This window comes from Pseudomonas sp. PSPC2-3, assembly GCF_049898265.1.
Lineage (GTDB): Bacteria > Pseudomonadota > Gammaproteobacteria > Pseudomonadales > Pseudomonadaceae > Aquipseudomonas > Aquipseudomonas veronii.
The window spans coordinates 172,349-191,009 of sequence record NZ_JAFCXJ010000003.1 but is presented as its reverse complement, the minus strand read 5'-3'; the positions used below and the strand labels follow the sequence as shown (position 1 = coordinate 191,009).

General features: G+C 63.9%; 13 protein-coding genes. 5 read left to right on the top strand and 8 right to left on the bottom strand.

The genetic code is table 11. The features are described from left to right. Positions 1-96 precede the first annotated feature (96 nt). Entirely contained in the window at positions 97-1,260 is a 1,164-nt protein-coding gene (locus ACP7E3_RS08285; RefSeq protein WP_017845449.1) for a type III PLP-dependent enzyme, read from the top strand. A 49-nt stretch (positions 1,261-1,309) separates the two neighbouring features. Here the strand turns inward: ACP7E3_RS08285 and ACP7E3_RS08280 are convergent, their stop codons facing one another. Together ACP7E3_RS08280 and ACP7E3_RS08275 are read right to left on the bottom strand one after the other, a co-directional pair. Further along, a complete protein-coding gene (locus ACP7E3_RS08280; protein WP_057005150.1) occupies positions 1,310-2,059 on the bottom strand; it encodes a tetratricopeptide repeat protein in 750 nt (249 codons plus the stop codon). Between the two features lie 2 nt (positions 2,060-2,061). Continuing rightward, a complete protein-coding gene (locus tag ACP7E3_RS08275) occupies positions 2,062-2,742 on the bottom strand; it encodes a Fe2+-dependent dioxygenase (protein ID WP_108525355.1) in 681 nt (226 codons plus the stop codon). 204 nt (positions 2,743-2,946) lie between these two features. On the opposite strand from ACP7E3_RS08275, the gene ACP7E3_RS08270 reads away from it, so the two are divergent. Both ACP7E3_RS08270 and ACP7E3_RS08265 read left to right on the top strand, forming a co-directional pair. Beyond that, the gene (locus tag ACP7E3_RS08270; RefSeq protein ID WP_426122824.1) at positions 2,947-5,232 is read left to right on the top strand and encodes a TonB-dependent receptor; all 2,286 of its coding nucleotides are present in this window, start codon (positions 2,947-2,949) and stop codon (positions 5,230-5,232) included. 134 nt (positions 5,233-5,366) lie between these two features. Beyond that, positions 5,367-7,892 carry a PepSY domain-containing protein gene (locus tag ACP7E3_RS08265; RefSeq protein ID WP_426122822.1) on the top strand — a complete coding sequence of 842 codons (2,526 nt, stop codon included), beginning with the start codon at positions 5,367-5,369 and terminating at the stop codon, positions 7,890-7,892. Between the two features lie 178 nt (positions 7,893-8,070). On the opposite strand, the gene ACP7E3_RS08260 is transcribed toward ACP7E3_RS08265, so the two are convergent. From ACP7E3_RS08260 to ptsP, 4 genes are all read right to left on the bottom strand, one after another. Next, the gene (locus tag ACP7E3_RS08260; protein WP_046384719.1) at positions 8,071-9,612 is read right to left on the bottom strand and encodes an alkaline phosphatase D family protein; all 1,542 of its coding nucleotides are present in this window, start codon (positions 9,610-9,612) and stop codon (positions 8,071-8,073) included. Between the two features lie 130 nt (positions 9,613-9,742). Beyond that, a complete protein-coding gene (locus ACP7E3_RS08255; RefSeq protein WP_017845455.1) occupies positions 9,743-11,461 on the bottom strand; it encodes a PTS fructose-like transporter subunit IIB in 1,719 nt (572 codons plus the stop codon). A gap of 11 nt (positions 11,462-11,472) precedes the next feature. Then, positions 11,473-12,414 carry a 1-phosphofructokinase gene (gene pfkB, locus ACP7E3_RS08250; RefSeq protein WP_046384720.1) on the bottom strand — a complete coding sequence of 314 codons (942 nt, stop codon included), beginning with the start codon at positions 12,412-12,414 and terminating at the stop codon, positions 11,473-11,475. Beyond that, positions 12,415-15,273, bottom strand: a complete 2,859-nt coding sequence (gene ptsP / locus ACP7E3_RS08245; protein WP_193058802.1) for a phosphoenolpyruvate--protein phosphotransferase — start codon at positions 15,271-15,273, stop codon at positions 12,415-12,417. It lies immediately after the preceding gene. A 295-nt stretch (positions 15,274-15,568) separates the two neighbouring features. On the opposite strand from ptsP, the gene cra reads away from it, so the two are divergent. Together cra and ACP7E3_RS08235 are read left to right on the top strand one after the other, a co-directional pair. Then, positions 15,569-16,564 carry a catabolite repressor/activator gene (gene cra, locus ACP7E3_RS08240; RefSeq protein WP_017845458.1) on the top strand — a complete coding sequence of 332 codons (996 nt, stop codon included), beginning with the start codon at positions 15,569-15,571 and terminating at the stop codon, positions 16,562-16,564. Between the two features lie 2 nt (positions 16,565-16,566). Continuing rightward, positions 16,567-17,343 (top strand): TatD family hydrolase, encoded by a 777-nt coding sequence (locus tag ACP7E3_RS08235; protein ID WP_169863699.1) that lies wholly within the window; start codon positions 16,567-16,569, stop codon positions 17,341-17,343. Here the strand turns inward: ACP7E3_RS08235 and ACP7E3_RS08230 are convergent. Together ACP7E3_RS08230 and ACP7E3_RS08225 are read right to left on the bottom strand one after the other, a co-directional pair. Next, positions 17,290-17,718, bottom strand: a complete 429-nt coding sequence (locus ACP7E3_RS08230; protein WP_017845460.1) for a hypothetical protein — start codon at positions 17,716-17,718, stop codon at positions 17,290-17,292. The two genes, ACP7E3_RS08235 and ACP7E3_RS08230, sit on opposite strands and share 54 nt — an antisense overlap. 126 nt (positions 17,719-17,844) lie before the next feature. Further along, positions 17,845-18,549: a methyl-accepting chemotaxis protein gene (locus ACP7E3_RS08225; protein WP_370737529.1), complete on the bottom strand. Its 705-nt coding sequence runs from the start codon at positions 18,547-18,549 to the stop codon at positions 17,845-17,847. Between the last annotated feature and the right edge of the window lie 112 nt (positions 18,550-18,661).

Sequence of the window (18,661 nt, the reverse complement as noted above, 5' to 3'; positions counted from 1 at the left end):
GACATGCCTTGGGAAGTAGGCGAACCAAAGTGGGGATACGGAGGACGTTCATTTGCACCCATTGATCAATTTAGTTTGCCCTTAGGAGTTCCCAGCATGTCGATCAACGTCGAAGATTATTTCGCGCGCGCCACTTTTGACAAAATGAAGGCGTTCGCCGACAAGCAAGAAACCCCGTTCGTGGTGATCGACACCGCGATGATCAGCCAGGCCTACGATGACCTGCGCGCCGGTTTCGAATTCGCCAAAATCTATTACGCAGTCAAGGCCAACCCGGCCGTCGAGATCATCGACCTGTTGAAAGACAAGGGGTCGAGCTTCGACATCGCCTCGATCTACGAGCTGGACAAGGTCATGGCCCGCGGCGTCAGCCCCGACCGTATCAGCTACGGCAACACCATCAAGAAATCCAAGGACATCCGCTACTTCTACGAGAAGGGCGTGCGCCTGTTCTCCACCGACTCCGAAGCCGACCTGCGCAACATCGCCAAGGCCGCGCCGGGCTCGAAAATCTATGTGCGTATCCTCACCGAAGGCTCGACCACGGCTGACTGGCCTCTGTCGCGCAAATTCGGCTGCCAGACCGACATGGCCATGGACCTGCTGATCCTCGCCCGCGACCTGGGCCTGGTGCCGTATGGCCTCTCGTTCCACGTCGGCTCGCAACAGCGCGACATCAGCGTGTGGGACGCGGCGATCGCCAAGGTCAAAGTGATCTTCGAGCGCCTGAAGGAAGAAGACGGCATCCACCTCAAGCTGATCAACATGGGCGGCGGCTTCCCGGCCAACTACATCACCCGCACCAACAGCCTGGAAACCTATGCCGAGGAAATCATCCGTTTCCTCAAGGAAGACTTCGGCGACGACCTGCCGGAAATCATCCTGGAACCGGGCCGTTCGTTGATCGCCAACGCCGGCATCCTGGTCAGCGAAGTGGTGCTGGTGGCACGTAAATCGCGCACCGCCGTCGAGCGTTGGGTGTACACGGACGTGGGCAAGTTCTCCGGCCTGATCGAAACCATGGACGAAGCCATCAAGTTCCCGATCTGGACCGAGAAGAAAGGCGAGATGGAAGAAGTGGTGATCGCCGGTCCTACCTGCGACAGCGCCGACATCATGTACGAAAACTACAAGTACGGCCTGCCGCTGAACCTGGCGATCGGTGATCGGTTGTACTGGTTGTCGACCGGTGCGTACACCACCAGCTACAGCGCGGTTGAGTTCAATGGCTTTCCGCCGTTGAAGTCGTATTACGTGTAAGACGGCGGCGAACAAAAAACCCATGACCTGTCATGGGTTTTTTTATCGCTCAGAAACAGGTCATGGCATGTTGCTCATAGGCATCGGCCATCGCCCGAATCCGCGGATCATTCGCCTGCGCCAGCGCCTTGTGCGCCACCCGCAAAAACTTCAGATTGCCGCCGGCCAAGGCCTTGCGCAACCACGCCAGCGCCGCCTCGATCTGGCCGCTGTCGGCCAGCACCGCCGCGTAACTGAACTGCCCACGGAAATCCCCGGCTTCGGCTGAGCGTCGATACCACGCCACGGCAGCGTCCGGATCCCTCGGGCAAAACCGGCCCTCTTCCAGATAGCGCCCCAACAGGTTCATCGACTTGGCGTGGCCCTGCTCCGCCGCCTGGCGATAACACCTCAGCGCGTGCGCCTGGTCCTCGGCGACACCGCGACCGGTGGCCAGCAGGTTGGCGTAGTTGTATTGCCCCCAATCCAACCCGGCTTCGGCCGCCAGCCGATAGTCCCGCGCCGCCGCCGCTTCGTCGGCGACGCAGCCCCAGCCATGCTCGCGGCAACGCCCCAGCATATTGCGCGCCATCAGGTGCCCGCCCTGCGCCGCGATCTGGAACCAGCGCAGTGCCAGCGCTTCATCGCGCTCGATGCCGCGCCCTTCCAGCAGGATCTGCCCGAGCAAGGCCTGGGCATCCGCCACGCCCTCCCTGGCCGCGATCAGGATCGCCTGGGCCGCGCGCACTGGCGAGTCGTCGAGCATGCGCTGCAACTGCTCGACGTTGAGCACTTCTTCACGGCGCAATAAAAAGCCCATGCTCAGACCTCGACCCAGCGACGCAACAGGTTGTGGTAAGTGCCGGTGAGCTGGATCAACGCCGGGTGGTCCGGGACCGCCGCGGTCAGTTGCTGGATCGCACCGTCCATCTCGAACAGCAGGGTGCGCTGGCTGTCTTCGCGCACCAGGCTTTGGGTCCAGAAAAACGAGGCGTAGCGCGCACCACGGGTCACGGCGTTGACTTTATGCAGGCTGGAGCCGGGGTACAGCACCATATCGCCGGCGGGCAGCTTGACCCGTTGCACGCCGAAGGTGTCCTGGATCTCCAGTTCGCCGCCGTCATAGTCCTCCGGGTCGCTGAAGAACAGCGTGGACGACAGATCGGTACGCACCCGCTCCTGGCTGCCCTTGGGCTGGCGCACGGCATTGTCGATATGAAAGTCGAAACTGCCCCCGGCCGTGTAGCAGTTGAGCAGCGGCGGGAAGACTTTGTGCGGTAACGCCGCCGACATAAACAACGGGGTTTGCCACAACCGCTCCAGCATCGCCGTACCGATTTCCTTGGCCAGCGGGTGGCCTTCGGGCAATTGCAGGTTGTGCTTGGCCTTGGCGGACTGGTGCCCGGCGGTGATTCTACCGTCGGCCCAGTCGGCGGTTTCCAGGGCTTGGCGAATGCGCTGCACTTCCTCACGAGAGAACAGGCCGGGAATATGCAGCAACATGAGCACTACCTGAGAGCGGAAAGACGTTAATGGTATTGATTCTTATCCTCTCTGTAAAACCCGAAGACGAACGAGATCGTAAAAACCGTAAGGAAAAAGTGTAAAGAATGTAAATTAGCTACGAATAGCAATAAGTCGCAATTGATACAAAGTCTTGTTCAGCCTATATTCCGCGGCCTCACATCCTTGGGGAAAGGACACGTCATGTCGCGCACTTGCATAAAAACACCTGCCAGTTCACCACGCCTGCTGGCTTCGGCCATCGGCGTTGCACTCGGCGCCAGCTCTGTCGCCCATCTGGCGCAAGCGGCCGACGACACCGAACAGAAAGGCCAGCGCAACAGCATCTCCCTGGGCGCCACCAGCATCACCGGGGAAGCACAGGACGCCGCCTCCTATCAGGTCGAAAAAGCCTCTTCGCAAAAGTACACCGCGCCGCTGGTGGACACGCCGCGCTCGGTCACCGTGGTGCCACAGCAAGTGCTCAAGGACACCGCCGCCACCTCGTTGCAGGATGCCTTGCGCACCGTGCCCGGCATTACCTTCGGCGCCGGTGAAGGCGGCAACCCCCAGGGCGACCGCCCGTTCATCCGCGGTTTTGACGCCCAGGGCGACACCTACCTGGACGGCGTGCGCGATACCGGCGGCCAGAGCCGTGAGATCTTCGACATCGAATCGATCGAAGTCAGCAAAGGCCCGAACTCTTCGTTCGGCGGGCGTGGCTCGGCCGGCGGCAGCCTCAACCTGGTGAGCAAGACACCCCAGGCGCGCGACTTCACCAACGGCGGCTTCACCTACGGCTCCGACCAGACCCGCCGCTACGTGCTCGACGTCAACCGCCAATTCCTCGACGACAGCGCCGCGTTCCGCCTGAACCTGATGAGCCACGAACAAAACGTCGCCGGCCGCGACGCGGTGAATTACGACCGCTGGGGCGTGGCGCCGTCGCTGACCTTTGGCCTGGGCACGCCGACCCGCGTCAACGTCAGCTACTACCACATGGAAAGCGACGACCTGCCGGATTCGGGGATCCCCTACGGTTACGGCTCCGCGACCGCCACCGCCCACGTACACGACAAACCCAACGACGGCGGCAACAGCAATAACTTCTACGGCCTGAAGAGTCGCGACTTCCGCAAGACCCGCGCCGATATCAGCACGGTCTCCGTCGAACACGACCTGAACGACAACATGACGCTGAAAAACACCCTGCGCCATGGCAACACCGGCCAGGACTATATCCTCACGCAACCGGACGACAGCAAACTCAACGTCAACAAGTTCGGTACCGTGTGGCGCCGCGCCAACAGCCGCGTGTCGACCACCGAGACCACCACCAACCAGACCGATCTGTTCGGCAACTTCCACGCGCTGGGTTTCAAGCACACCTACTCCACCGGCCTCGAGTTCACCGGCGAAGAAACCCGTGTCAGCAGCTACACCATCAGCCCCAACGCCAACCCGGTCTGCACCGTGGCCAAAGGCAGCCTGGGCGGCCAATGCACCTCGCTGAGCAACCCGAACCCGGACGACGCCTGGACCGGCAGCATCGCGCGCAACTACAACGGCACCAACACCAAAGCCACCAGCCGCGGCGCCTACGTGTTCGACACCATCGAACTGGACCCGAAATGGCTGCTGAACGTCGGCCTGCGCTACGACACCTTCGACACCGAGGCCAACACCAACGCCACCACCGGGCGTACCAAGATCAAAGACGACAGCCAGTTCTTCAACTGGCAGGCCGGCCTGGTCTGGAAGCCGGTGGAGAACGCCAGCATCTATGCGTCCTACGCTACCTCGGCCACGCCGGCCGGTGGTCTGGTCGGTGAAGGCTCCGACGGCAACCCACTGTCCGCCGGCGCCGCCACCAGCGACCTGCAACCGGAAGAAACCGTCAACTACGAGCTGGGCACCAAGTGGGATCTGTTCCACGACCGCCTTTCGCTGACGGCTGCCGTGTTCCGCACCGAGAAGAAGAACACGCGCATTCTGGTGGATGCCCTGACCTACGAGAACGCCGGTGAATCCCGCGTCGATGGCCTCGAACTCTCGGCCAGCGGCAAACTCACGGATCAATGGCAAGTGTTCGCCGGCTACAGCTACCTCGACAGCGAGCTGGTCAAATCCGGACGCAACGGGCGCAACGGGGTGCTCAGCGCCGGCTCCAGCGAGGGCAACCAAATGCCCAATACGCCGAAGAACACCTTCAGCCTGTGGACCACCTACGACATCACGTCGAAGCTGACCATCGGCGGCGGTGCGTTCTATGTCGACGAGGTCTACGGCGATGCCGGCAACACCGTGTATGTACCGTCCTACACGCGCTACGACGCCATGGCCAGCTACAAGCTGACCAAGAACGTCGATCTGCAACTGAACGTGCAGAACCTGACCGACAAAACCTACTACGACAAGGCCTTCTCGACCCACTTCGCCAACCAGGCGGCCGGGCGCACCGCACTGTTGACCACCAGCTTCCACTTCTAAACGGTCAACCCGCAGCCAACAGCCCCACGCATCGATGCGTGGGGCTTTTGCGTGTTAAACAACAAAGTTTCTCGACAACCCACGGCATAATGCGCGCCGTGCTACAGATATCCAGATGAGCGAGGCGGTCCGACGTGTTGAAGAAAACCCTGTTCCAGTTGCACTGGTTCTTCGGCATCACTGCCGGGCTGGTGCTGGCCTTGATGGGGATCACCGGGGCGGCGGTGTCGTTCCAGGATGAAATACTGCGCGCGCTCAACCCCAGCGTGCTGAGCGTGGCAAAACGCGACGCCGGGGTACTGCCGCCCGCCGAACTAGTGCGCAAGCTCGAAGCCAGCGAAGGCAAGCGCGTGTCGATGCTGTGGGTGGAAACCGACAGCGGCACCGCCGCACGCGTGTTCTTCACCCCGCCGCCGGGTGAACGGCGCGGCCAGATGCGTTACTTCGACCCCTACACCGGCGACTACATGGGCGACGCCGTCGGCCAGGACGTGTTCGGGTTTCTCCTGCAACTGCACCGTTTCCTGGCCATGGGCGACACCGGCCGGCAAATCACCGGGGCCTGCACGCTGATCCTGCTGTTCTTCTGCCTGTCCGGCCTGTACCTGCGCTGGCCGCGCCAGGTGGCGAACTGGCGCGTGTGGCTGACTCTGGACTGGCGCAAAAAAGGTCGCAGCTTCAATTGGGACTTGCACTCGGTGTTCGGCACCTGGTGCCTGTTGTTCTATCTGTTGGCGGCGCTGACCGGCCTGTCGTGGTCCTACGAGTGGTACAACCAGGGCCTGAACAAGCTGCTGTCCGACGCCCCGCAGAACGAACGGATGCGCAAACGCGGCCCACCGCCCTCGGGCCCGACGCCGGAAGCCAACTACGCGGCGATCTGGAGCAGCATCTACAGCAGCGCCGGCCCCGACTTGAGTGCCTACAACATCCGCATGCCGGCAGTCGCCGGGCAGCCGGCCACGGTGTTTTACCTGCTGAAAAACTCGCCCCACGACCGCGCGCTGAACCAGATCAACCTGGACCCGGCCACCGGCGCGGTGAAATCCCACGAGCGCTACGCCAGCAAGAGCCTCAAGGCTCAATTGCTGACCAGCCTCTACGCGCTGCACACCGGCAGTTACTTCGGCCTGGTGGGGCGGATCATCCTCACCATCAGCGCGCTGTGCATGCCGTTGTTCTTCATCACCGGCTGGCTGCTGTACCTCGACCGTCGCCGTAAAAAGCGCCAGGTACGCGATGCCCGCGAGCGCCTCAGCGCCAATCACAGCCATGCGCCGGCCTGGCTGATCGGCTTCGCCAGCCAGAGCGGTTTTGCCGAACAACTGGCCTGGCAGACCGCCGGGCAACTGCAGGCCGCGGGCTTGCCAGTGAATGTGCAGCCGCTGGGCAGCGTCAGCCAGGACCAACTGCGCCAATCAGAAAATGCGCTGTTCGTGGTCAGCACCTTCGGCGACGGCGAAGCCCCCGACAGCGCCCGTGGCTTCGAGCGCAGCGTGCTCGGGCAGGACCTGTCCCTCAAAGGCTTGAACTACTCGGTACTGGCCCTCGGCGATCGCCAGTACCAGCACTTCTGCGGCTTTGCGCGGCGCCTGCACTTCTGGCTGACCAACCAGGGCGGCACCCCGTTGTTCGCCCCCGTGGAAGTCGACAGCGGCGACCCCCATGCCCTGCAGCACTGGCAACAACAGCTGGGGCAACTCACCGGGCACGCACCGACAGCGGCGTGGCCGAGCGCACAGTATGAAAACTGCAGCTTGAACCAACGCACCTTGCTCAACCCTGGCAGTATCGGTTCGGCTGTGTACCTGCTGGAGCTGAGCGTGCCGTCAGGGCAACGCTGGACGGCCGGCGACCTGGTGGAAATCCTGCCGCGCAACGGCAGCCGGGCCATCGCGCAGTTCCTCGGGGGCCTGGGCCTGGCCGGCAGCGAGAGCGTGCTGATCGACGGCCTGGCGCACACCCTCGACCAGGCCCTGGCCACCCGCCAATTGCCGGACAACCGCGCCCATCTGGTGGGCCTGCATGCCCAGGCGCTGGTGAACGCGCTGGCGCCCCTGGGCATGCGCGAATACTCCATCGCCTCGATTCCCAGCGACGGCGTGCTGGAGTTGATCGTGCGCCAGGAACGTCATCCGGACGGCACCCTCGGCCTTGGCTCGGGCTGGCTGACCGAACACGCGGCCCTCGGCTCGAGCATCAGCCTGCGCCTGCGCCGCAACAGCGCTTTCCACCTGCCGGACGCGCCTGCGCCGTTGATCCTGCTGGGCAACGGCACTGGCCTGGCGGGTTTGCGCAGCTTGCTCAAGGCACGCATTGCCGACGGCCAGCAGCGCAACTGGCTGTTGTTCGGCGAACGCACCATCGCCCACGACTACCTGTGCCAGGACGAACTGCAAGGCTGGCTGGCCAGCGGTGACCTGGCGCTGCTGGACCTGGCGTTTTCCCGCGACCAGGAGGAAAAGATCTACGTGCAGGATCGCCTGCGCGAATCGGCGGACGTGTTGCGTCGATGGCTGGCGGACGGCGCGGCGATTTACGTGTGCGGCAGTTTGCAGGGGATGGCCGCAGGGGTGGATCAGGTGCTGCATGAGGTGCTGGGGAGTGAGGCGGTGGAGCGCTTGATCGAACAGGGCCGCTATCGCCGCGATGTCTACTGAGATCCTCTAACCACTGAAGAACTTATGTGGGAGGGGGCTTGCCCCCGATGGCGGTGGATCAGTCAACTCATGGGTTACTGACACACCGCTATCGGGGGCAAGCCCCCTCCCACAGTTTTGACTGTATTCCAAGTCAGTTTTTGACTGCACTCCAATCAGTTTTTGACTGCACCCTCAATCAGACCGGTTGCAGCTTTTGCTCGAACACTGAAACCCCATCCAGATCACGCAGCATCACCGTCAACTCCGCCGTCTGCCCATCGATCTGCACTTCGCCGAAAAACTGGAAACCGGCAAACGGCGAGGTGTTCTGCGCCGGCGGTGCTTTCTCGAACACCACCTGCGGACCAAAGGTTTTATCCAGCGGATTGGGCCCGAAGCTTCCCGCATTCAACGGCCCCGCGACAAACTCCCAGAACGGCTCGAAGTCCTGGAACGCCGCCCGATCCGGATGATAGTGATGCGCCGCGCAGTAATGCACATCCGCCGTCAACCACACATGGTTGCGCACCTGCTGCGCGCGCAGAAACCCGAGCAGCTCGGCGATTTCCAACTCGCGCCCTTGCGCCGGGCCGGGGTCGTTGTTGGCGATCGCTTCCCAGCGCGGTACGCCCGGGCTGACTTCGCCGTCGGGCACGCCGAGGCCGATCGGCATGTCGGCGGCGATCACCTTCCATTGGGCCTGGGACGCCTTGAGTTCGCGCTTGAGCCAGTCCAGTTGCTCTCGGCCGAGGAAGGGTTTGGCGCCGCCCAGGTTGTCATCGTTGGGCCCGCGATAGCTGCGCATGTCGAGCACGAACACATCCAGCAGTGGGCCGTAACTGAGCTTGCGATAAATCCGCCCGCCGCCGTCGGCGCTTTGCCGACGCATGGGTGAATATTCCAGCCAGGCCTGACGCGCATGGCCGACCAGGGTGTTGATGTCCTTGGTCTGGTAACGCTCATCGAGCTGCTTGCTCGGCGACCAGTTGTTCACCACTTCGTGGTCGTCCCACTGCCAGATCTGCGGCACTTCGGCGTTAAAGCGCCGCACGTTTTCATCCAGCAGGTTGTAGCGGTAATTGCCGCGATACTCATCGAGGGTTTCAGCGACTTTGCTCTTGGCCTCGGTGGTGATGTTGCGCCAGATGCGCCCGCCTTCGGTGGTCAGTTGCGCCGGCACCGGGCCGTCGGCGTAGATGGTGTCGCCGCTGTGGATAAAAAAGTCCGGCAGGCGCAAACGCATGGCTTCGTAGATCCGCATGCCGCCGATGTCCGGGTTGATGCCGAAGCCTTGGCCGACGGTGTCGCCGCTCCACACAAAACGAATATCGCGACGCTGTTGCGGCACGCTGCGCAGGTGGCCGAACCAGGGCTCGCTGGCGACGCCGGTCTGGGCGTCTTCGAAATGCACGCGGTAGAAAATCGCCTGGTCGGCGGGCAGGCCGGTGAGTTCGACGCGGGCGGTAAAGTCGCTGCGGTTGTCGGCCAGCGGCGAGACGAATCGACGTGGGTTGCTGAACACACTGCGGGTGTCCCATTCCACCACCATCCGCGCCGGGCGGTCGCTGCGGCTCCAGATCATCGCGCGGTCGCCGAGCAGGTCGCCGGACTGCACGCCATCGGTGAGTTGCGGCCGGTCCTTCACCGACGCAATCACCGCCGGTGCCAGCCCCGGCAGCAACAGGCCCGCGCCGACGGCTTGCATCACGCGGCGACGGCCGAGATCGAAATGGCTCATGCAAGTGCCCTCTTGAGTATCAAAAGGGCAACTAGAACATGCAGGGATGAAGCCGATATGACACCGCCTTCAAAGCCTCGCAGATCTTAATGTGGGAGGGGGCAAGCCCCCTCCCACATGTTCAACGGTGTCAGGCTTGGGCGGGTGTGACCGCCAGTTCCACCGCTTCCGGGCGTTTGATCAGCGCATACACCAACCCCGTCAACACGCTACCGGCGGCAATCGCCAGCAAGTACAGCAGCGCATGGTTCATCGCATTCGGGATCACCAGCACAAACAAGCCGCCGTGGGGCGCCGCCAGTTTGCAGCCGAAGTACATCGACAGCGCACCGGTCAACGCGCCACCGGCGATGCTGGCCGGGATCACCCGCAGCGGGTCCTTGGCAGCAAACGGGATCGCGCCTTCAGAGATAAAGCACAGGCCCAGAATCATCGCGGCCTTGCCGGCCTCGCGTTCGGTCTGGGCAAACTTGCGCCGGGCCAGGAAGGTCGCGATGCCCATGCCGATCGGCGGCACCATGCCGGCCGCCATGGTCGCCGCCATCGGCGCACCGCTGGACGCCGCCAGCAAGCCGACAGAGAACGCATACGCGGCCTTGTTGATCGGCCCGCCCAGGTCAACGCACATCATGCCGCCGAGCAGGATGCCGAGCAGCACGGCATTGGTGGTGCCCATCGTGCTGAGGAAGTCGGTCAGCCCGGTGAGCAGCCGCGCCACCGGCGGGCCTACCAGATAGATCATCGCCAGGCCTGTGAACAGGCTCGCCAGCAACGGGATGATCAGGATCGGCTTGAGCGGCTCCAGGCTTTGCGGCAGGCGCACCGCGCCGGTGATCAGCTTGACGCAGTAACCGGCGAGGAAACCGGCAATAATCCCGCCGATAAAGCCCGCGCCCAACGTCCCGGCCAGCAAGCCGCCGATCATGCCGGGGGCCAGGCCGGGGCGGTCGGCAATCGAATAGGCGATATAGCCCGCGAGCAGCGGCACCATGAGCATGAAGGCCTGGTCGCCGACGGTTTTCAGCGCCGCCGCCAGGGTGCCTTTTTCTTCAAAGGCATGGATGCCGAACACGAACGACAAGGCGATCAACAGACCGCCCGCCACCACCATCGGCAACATGAACGACACGCCGGTCAGCAGGTGTTTGTAGACCCCGGTTTTTTCCGACTTGGCCACCGCCCCGCTCGCCGCGCTTTCCACGGTGCCTTCGGCCAGGGCCTTGTTGAGGGTCGCTTCGGCTTGCTTGAGGGCGATGCCGGTGCCGCAGCGGTAGATCTTCTTGCCGGCGAAACGCTCGGTGGCGACTTCGATATCCGCCGCCAGCAGCACCACATCCGCCTCGGCAATCGCTTGCGGGCTCAACGGCGTGCGCGCGCCGACCGAACCTTGGGTTTCTACCTGCAAGTCATAGCCCAGGCGCTTGGCGGTCTGCTGCAACGCTTCGGCGGCCATGAAGGTGTGGGCCACGCCGGTCGGGCAGGCGGTGATCGCGACAATACGCGGGGCTTGCTTGGCCGCCACCGGGGCTTCGCTGGCGACATACACCTGAGCCTCTTCGGCGCCGCGCCGCAATACCGCCTCGACGTCCTGCAAGGCCTGGGCCGGGGTGCTCTGATACACACGCTTGCCGACAAACCGCTGCATATCCAGCGGCGTGCTGCTGACCAGCAACACCCACTCGGCAGCATCGAGCGTGGCCTGGGACAACTGGCGTTCCGGGCGCTGCACGTCTACCACTTCGACGCTGGTGCTCCAGCCCTGGCGCTGCGCGGCGGCGTCGAGCAAACGGGCGCACAGCACACTGGTGACCATGCCGTTCGGGCAGGCGGTAACAATGGCTAAATTCATCACAAACCCTCTTATTGTTCTGTCAGCGGGCGCACATGGACGCCGCTTTCGAGACGCGCCAATTGCGCATCATCGCTGATGCCAAACCCGATCTGCGTGACGGCCATCGCGGCAATCGCCGTGGCGCGGCGCAAGGTGGTCTCGGGCAGATCGAAACCGAGCAAACCGTGGAGCATCCCGGCCAGCAGCGAATCGCCCGCGCCGACCGTACTCGCGACGCTGACTTTCGGCGGCGTAGCATGCAGCGCCGTGCCGGGGCTGAACCAGTTGACGCCGTCGGCACCGTGGGAAATCACCACATGCTCGATGCCGCTGGCATGCAAACGCGCGGCGGCCTGGGCCTGTTGGTCGACGGAGTCGGTCGGGCAGTCCAGCGCTTCGGCAAGTTCTTCGGTATTGGGCTTGATCAACCACGGGCCGGCCTGCAACCCGGCGCGCAGGGCAGCGCCGCTGGTGTCCAGGGCAACTTTCAAGCCGAGGTCTTTCAGCAGCACCAATAAGCCCTGGAACCACTGCGGGCTGACACCGCACGGCAAGCTGCCGGCGACCACCACCGCATCGTGCCCCGGGGCGATCAGCGTGAGTTGGTTGAGCAACGCCTGCTGCGCCTGCTCGCTGACCAGCGGCCCCGGCGCATTGATGTCGGTGACGCGGCCATCCTGTTCGGCGATCTTGATATTGCTGCGGGTCTCGCCGGGCACGCGGATGAACGCATCGGCAAACCCACGGCGCGCGATCAGCGCGTCAAAGGCCTGGGGGTTGTCCGCGCCGAGAAAACCACCGACGGTGACCTGATGACCGAGGTCGGCCAGCACCTGGGCGACGTTCACGCCCTTGCCGGCCGCGTGGGTCAGCATCGTCTCGCTGCGATTGACTTCACCGGGTTCCAGGCGCGCCAGGCGTACCGTGAGGTCCAACGCCGGGTTCAGCGTCAGGGTCAAAATCCTTGCCATCTACACGGCCTCCACAAGGGCTCGCACTTCAGCGGGCGAACCCACCGCGAGTGCTTGTTGCGCCAGGCCCTGGGCCTCGCTCAGACTGAATTCTCGCACCCGCGCCTTCACCTCGGGAATGCTGCGGGCCGACACGCTCAACTCATCCACGCCGAGACCGATCAGCACCGGCACCGCCAGCGGGTCGGCGGCCAGTTCACCGCACACACCGACCCATTTGCCATGGGCATGGGCGGCGCGCACGGTGATGTCGATCAGTTGCAACACGGCGGGGTGCAGGCCATCGGCCTGGGCCGACAGCGTCGGGTGGCCACGGTCGATGGCCAGGGTGTACTGGGTCAGGTCGTTGGTGCCGACGCTGAAGAAGTCGACTTCCTTGGCCAGCACCGGCGCGAGCAACGCGGCGGACGGCACTTCGATCATGATCCCCAGTTGCAGGTCGGCCACCGGGATTTCCAGGCGCAGGCGCTCGGTCATGTCCCGCGCAGCGCGCCACTCATCGACGCTGCCAACCATGGGGAACATGATGCGCAGCGGCCGGTTATCCGCCGAGCGCAGCAGTGCGCGCAATTGCGCTTCCATGATCTGCGGGCGTTGCAGCGTAAGGCGAATGCCGCGCACGCCGAGGAAGGGGTTTTCTTCCTCGGCGATCGGCCAATACGGCAGCGGTTTGTCGCCGCCCACATCCAGGGTGCGGACCACCAACGGGCGACCGCCGAGGCCATCGAGCACGCGGCGGTATTCAGCTTCCTGGGTGGCTTCGTCCGGCGCTTGGGGGTGGGCCATGAAAATCAGTTCGGTGCGCAGCAGGCCAATGCCTTCGGCGCCCTGCTCCACCGCGCTCGCCACGCCGGCGCTTTCGCCGATGTTGGCGAACACTTCCACGGCGTGCCCATCCCGGGTCAGGGCCGGCTGATGGCGCTGCGCCGAGGCGGCTTGCAGGCGTTGTTCACGGGTGTCGCGTTCGACGCTGGCGCGTTGCAGGGTCGCGGCGTCGGCGTCGACATGCAGGCGGCCGCGCTGACCGTCGAGCAGCAACGGCGTACCGGCGGCCAGCAGCAACACGGCCGGGCCGGCGCCCACCAAGGCGGGGATGCCCAGGGCGCGGGCGACGATGGCGCTGTGGGCGGTGGCGCCGCCACGGGCGGTGAGAATGCCGGCGACGCGGGCCGGGTCGAGGCGCGCCACATCCGACGGGCCGACTTCGTCCATCACCAGGATGTAGGGTTCGTTCGGTTCCTGGACGGTTTCGACACCGCACAACTGCGCCAGCACACGGCGACCGATGTCGCGCAGGTCGGCGGCGCGCTCGGCGAGCAAGGCGTCCTGCAACGATTCCTGCTGCTTGGCGGCGGCTTCGATCACGCTCATCCAGGCGGCTTCGGCGCTTTCACCCTGCTTGAGGCGGGTGTCGACGTCGTCGGTCAGTTCCGGGTCGTCGAGCATTTCCTGGTGGGTGATGAAAATCTCGCGGATCGCCTTGGCCTGGCTGCGTTCGATCAGGCCCTGGATATCGCCGCGCACATCGGCCAGTGAGGCGTGCAGGCGTTGGCGCTCGATGGCCGAGGACTCGCCACGCAGCGGATAGTCGAACGGTTGCAGCACCTGGATATGCGCCGGGCCGATGGCGATGCCCGGTGCGGCGGCGATGGCCTGGATCTGGCTGCCGGCCAGGGGCGCGCTGAGCGTCGGTTCGAGCACCACGGCGGCGGCTTGTGCACTCGCGACAGGCAGCGGCTCGACCTCTTCGCCAAGCCCCTCTTGTACCGCGGCCAGCAAGGCGGGCAGCGCATCGTCGGCAATCGTCGGCTCTGCGACAAACTCCAGCACCTGGCCACGCCGGGCGCCGAGGCTGAGCAGCTTGCTCAGGCTTTTCACCGACACGGCGCCCACCGCACCATCGACGATGCGTACACGAATATCGCCGTCAAAACTTTTCGCCAGTTGCGCGAGGATCTTCGCCGGCCGCGCGTGCAGGCCATGGGCATTGGCCAGGGCGATGCGTGCGCTGGGCCAGTCGGGTGGCAGCTCGCCGCCCAATACTTCAAGCACCGCACGGCTGCTGGTGGCGCGGCCCAGTTCCTGGCCACGCCCTTCAATCAACAGCGCACACAGGCGTTCGAGCAAGGTCTGGTGCGCTTCGCCGAGGCTGGCCAGGCAGAACAGGCCATTGAGGGGCTGGCCGAGGTAACGCATGGGTTTGTCCGGGGTGACAAACGCCAGCCCCGGGCGCTTGACGGTCTGCTCGCTGTGCAACCACCACAGGCCATCGCCCAGGGGCAGCGCATCGACCTGCTGCAACACGGCGGCAAAGCCATTGCTCACACAATCGGCCTGGCGCAGCAGGCGGGCGCCACGCCACACCAGCTCTTCAAAATCATCGGCGGACACACCGAGCCCGATCATTTGCGCGTCCAATGCCAGTTCCTGCGGCGCGCCCTGCAACAGTTTCAGCAGGGCCTCGGCGGAAGCGGCGCGGCGCAGTGCCTGGCCCAGGTCGGTTTCCCCGAGGGCGCGGGTCAGCAATTGCAGCAGGCGCAGGTGTTCGTCGGATTTGGCGGCAATACCGATGGCCAGGTAGACGATCTGGCCATCGCCCCAGTCCACCCCTTCGGGGAACTGCAGCAGGCGCACGCCGGTGGAAAATACCTGATCGCGGGTTTCGGGGGTGCCGTGAGGGATCGCGATGCCTTGACCGAGAAAGGTCGAACCTTGGGCTTCACGGGCTTGCAAGCCGCTGAGATAACCCTCGGCGACCAGGCCGTCGGCCACCAGTTTGTCAGCGAGCAGGTGCAAGGCAGCAGATTTATCCACAGCCGTCTGGCCCATGGAAATCTGCTCTATGGTGAGCTCAAGCATGCCGTTCTCCTAGTTAGTGCGTCGGGCGCACTAGGTATTGTTTTGAATAAATCAGTCTAAAGTCGTTCATGAACAAACTGACTGAGCAGTCGGTTGGCAGTAGCCACTCAGTAGCGAACATCGCAAAAATACGCCTGCTGAAACGTTTAATCTAGAATTCGTGGCAGATTACGCGTTAATTGCGCATCCTTGAAGACCCACTCGGCACTTGAGCTGAGACATTGGTCGTCTGCAGTAATCGGTTACGATTGGACAAAATGTCGGGGCAAGCTCCAGAAAACAAGGAAATCCCGGTTTGAAACTCAGTGATATCGCCCGTCTCGCCGGTGTGTCCGTGACCACCGCCAGCTATGTCATCAATGGCAAAGCCGAACAACAACGCATCAGCAGCGCAACCGTCGAGCGCGTGCGTGCGGTGGTCCAAGCCCATGGTTTCACGCCCAACCCCCAGGCTGCGGGACTGCGCAGCCGGCATACGCGCACCTTGGGTTTCATCCTGCCAGACCTGGAAAACCCCAGTTACGCACGAATTGCCAAGTTGTTGGAACAGGGCGCGCGCGCGCGCGGCTATCAATTGCTGATCGCCAGCTCCGACGATGACGCCGACAGCGAGCGCCAGTTGCTGCAACTGTTCCGCGCCCGACGCTGCGACGCGCTGTTCGTTGCCAGCTGCCTGCCGGCCAGCGACGACAGTTATCGCGAGCTGCAAGCCAAGGGTTTGCCGGTCATCGCCATCGACCGGGAGATGGACCCCGCGCAGTTCTGCTCGGTGGTCAGCGACGACCGCCAGGCCTGCCAGCAACTGACCAGCAGCCTGTTGCAACCGCTGCCCAAGCAGATCGCGCTGATCGGCGCGCGGCCCGAGCTGAGCATCAGCCAGGCGCGCGCCGCCGGTTTCCGTGAAGCGCTGCAGGGGTTCGGCGGTGAAGTGATCGTCGAACACGGCGAGGCGTTCAGCCGCGACTGCGGCCGGCAACTGATGGAGCAATTACTGCAGCGCCTGGGGCATTTGCCTGACGCGCTGGTGACCACGTCCTACGTGCTGCTGCAAGGCGTGTTCGACGCACTGCATGACTTCCCGCTCAAGACGCGGCCGCTGCGCCTGGGCACCTTCGGTGATACCCAACTGCTGGATTTCCTGCCACTGCCGGTGAATGCCATGGCCCAGCAACATCAACTGATCGCCGACACCGCGCTGCGCCTGGCCCTGGCTGCGATTGAAGAACAACAGTATCAACCCGGCGTAAACGCCATCGGCCGCACCTTCAAGCAGCGCATTCACGAGGTTTGAGCGTGGAGCTGATCGACACCCACACCCACCTGGACTTCCCGGACTTCGACAGCGATCGCCGGCAAGTCCTCGCGCACAGCCGCCAACTCGGCGTACAGCGCATGGTGGTGTTGGGGGTGTATCAGCAAAATTGGCAACGACTGTGGGATCTGGTGCAAAACGATGAAGGTTTGTTCGCAGCCTTCGGCCTGCACCCGGTGTACCTCGACGAGCATCGCCCCGCCGACCTGACGGCCCTGGGCGACTGGCTGACCCGCCTGCGGGGCCATCGGCAATTGTGCGCGGTGGGCGAGATCGGCCTGGATTACTTCCTCGAACACCTCGACCGTGAACGCCAGCAACACCTGTTCGAAGCCCAACTCAAGATGGCCGTGGATTTCCAACTGCCGGCCCTGCTGCATGTGCGCCGCAGCCATGCCGCCGTGATCGCCACCCTCAAGCGCATCCGCCTGCCACGGGGCGGCATCATCCACGCCTTCGCCGGCAGCCGCGAAGAGGCGCGCGAGTACATCAAGCTGGGGTTCAAACTGGGCCTGGGCGGCGCGGCCACCTGGCCACAGGCGCTGCGCATGCACAAAGTACTCGCGCAACTGCCCCTGGAAGCCGTGGTACTGGAAACCGATGCACCGGACATGGCCCCCGCCATGCACCCCGGCCAGCGCAACAGCCCGGAACACCTGCCCGAGATCTGCGCCGCGTTGGCCGAGCGCATGGGCCTGAGCCCGTTATCGCTGGCGCAGGCGAGCACACGCAACGCGTGCGAGCTGTTCAATTGGTAGCGGGCTGACGGCCTGCAGGTCCAGGGTCATGCGTTGCCGATGGCGGGCAAAACGCAGCACCAGGCAGTGGATCAGCACCGTCACCAGTGAAAGGTTGAGCTGCTCGATCACACTGAGTAACCCCACCCACTCCGCCACCAGTGCCACCAGCAAGGTCACGCAGGTCAGGATGATCATGCTCGGGCGAACCAGCGCCCACTGGTCCAGCGCACGAAATTGACGCTGCTGTTTGCGACACCGCAACTGCAGGCCCGACTGGCAATACACGCACTCGAACGGCTCGTCGATGGCAATCGCGTTCAACTGCCAAGGCTTGAGTTCAAACGTCATGTCGCATCGGGCGCAGCGCCCTCTGATACCGAATGCAGCGATCATCGCCGTGCCTCCTTGGGACTGTGACCAGGTGAAACAAATTTTCACCTATTCACGCCGCCAGAAAAGATACGTCGCAAAATTAAGACAAACACCACAACCACAAAGGACAAATCCTACTAACAGACCCTACACCCGAAATGCGCCGATCAGTTGCTTCAGCTCGATCACCTGCTGCGACAACTGCCGGCTGGCCGCTTCGGTCTGGTACGCACCGTCGGCCGCATGCTCTCCGGCGCGGTTGATTTCGACGATGTTGCGGTCAATGTCGTGGGCGACCGCGGTTTGCTGCTCGACGGCGGCGGCAATCTGCTGGTTCTGATCCACGATCATGCCGACGGCGCCGAGAATATTTTCCAGGGCCTGCTGGACCTTTTCCGACTGGCCCACGGTGCCTTCAGCCATGGCATGGCTGGTGCCCATGGCCTTGACCGCCGCGCCGACACCGCTGTGCAAGCGGCTGATCATCTGCTCGATCTCTTCAGTGGAGTGCTGGGTGCGCCGGGCCAGGGTCCGCACTTCATCGGCCACCACCGCAAAGCCGCGGCCCTGCTCCCCGGCGCGGGCCGCTTCGATCGCGGCGTTGAGCGCCAGCAGGTTGGTTTGCTCGGCGATGCTCTTGATCACTTCCAGCACGCTGCTGATGGATTGGCTGTCGGTGGCCAGTTGATTGATCACGCGTACCGACTCATCGATCTCCGATGCCAACCGCGCAATGCTGCCTTGCTGGGACTGCACCAGGCCACGGCCGCTGACGGTTTCATCGTTGACGCTATGGGCGCTGCTCACCGCCGCCGCCGCGCTGCGTGCCACTTCCTGGGCGGTGGAGGACATCTGGTTCATGGCCGTCGCTACCTGTTCGATCTGGCTGCGCTGCCCGGAGACCGCCTGGTTACTGCGGGCCGAGACCGCCTCGACCTGGCCGGCCTGCAACTCAACCTGGCTG

Bases quoted from the DNA above. Each gene is read 5' to 3' on its own strand.
- ACP7E3_RS08280 (WP_057005150.1), bottom strand. From the start codon at position 2,059: ATGGGCTTTTTATTGCGCCGTGAAGAAGTGCTCAACGTCGAGCAGTTG.
- ACP7E3_RS08260 (WP_046384719.1), bottom strand. From the start codon at position 9,612: ATGAGCCATTTCGATCTCGGCCGTCGCCGCGTGATGCAAGCCGTCGGC.
- ACP7E3_RS08255 (WP_017845455.1), bottom strand. From the start codon at position 11,461: ATGAATTTAGCCATTGTTACCGCCTGCCCGAACGGCATGGTCACCAGT.
- ACP7E3_RS08230 (WP_017845460.1), bottom strand. From the start codon at position 17,718: ATGATCGCTGCATTCGGTATCAGAGGGCGCTGCGCCCGATGCGACATG.
- ptsP (WP_193058802.1), bottom strand. From the start codon at position 15,273: ATGCTTGAGCTCACCATAGAGCAGATTTCCATGGGCCAGACGGCTGTG.
- ACP7E3_RS08270 (WP_426122824.1), top strand. From the start codon at position 2,947: ATGTCGCGCACTTGCATAAAAACACCTGCCAGTTCACCACGCCTGCTG.
- pfkB (WP_046384720.1), bottom strand. From the start codon at position 12,414: ATGGCAAGGATTTTGACCCTGACGCTGAACCCGGCGTTGGACCTCACG.
- ACP7E3_RS08285 (WP_017845449.1), top strand. From the start codon at position 97: ATGTCGATCAACGTCGAAGATTATTTCGCGCGCGCCACTTTTGACAAA.
- ACP7E3_RS08225 (WP_370737529.1), bottom strand. From the start codon at position 18,549: ATGTCCTCCACCGCCCAGGAAGTGGCACGCAGCGCGGCGGCGGCGGTG.
- ACP7E3_RS08275 (WP_108525355.1), bottom strand. From the start codon at position 2,742: ATGTTGCTGCATATTCCCGGCCTGTTCTCTCGTGAGGAAGTGCAGCGC.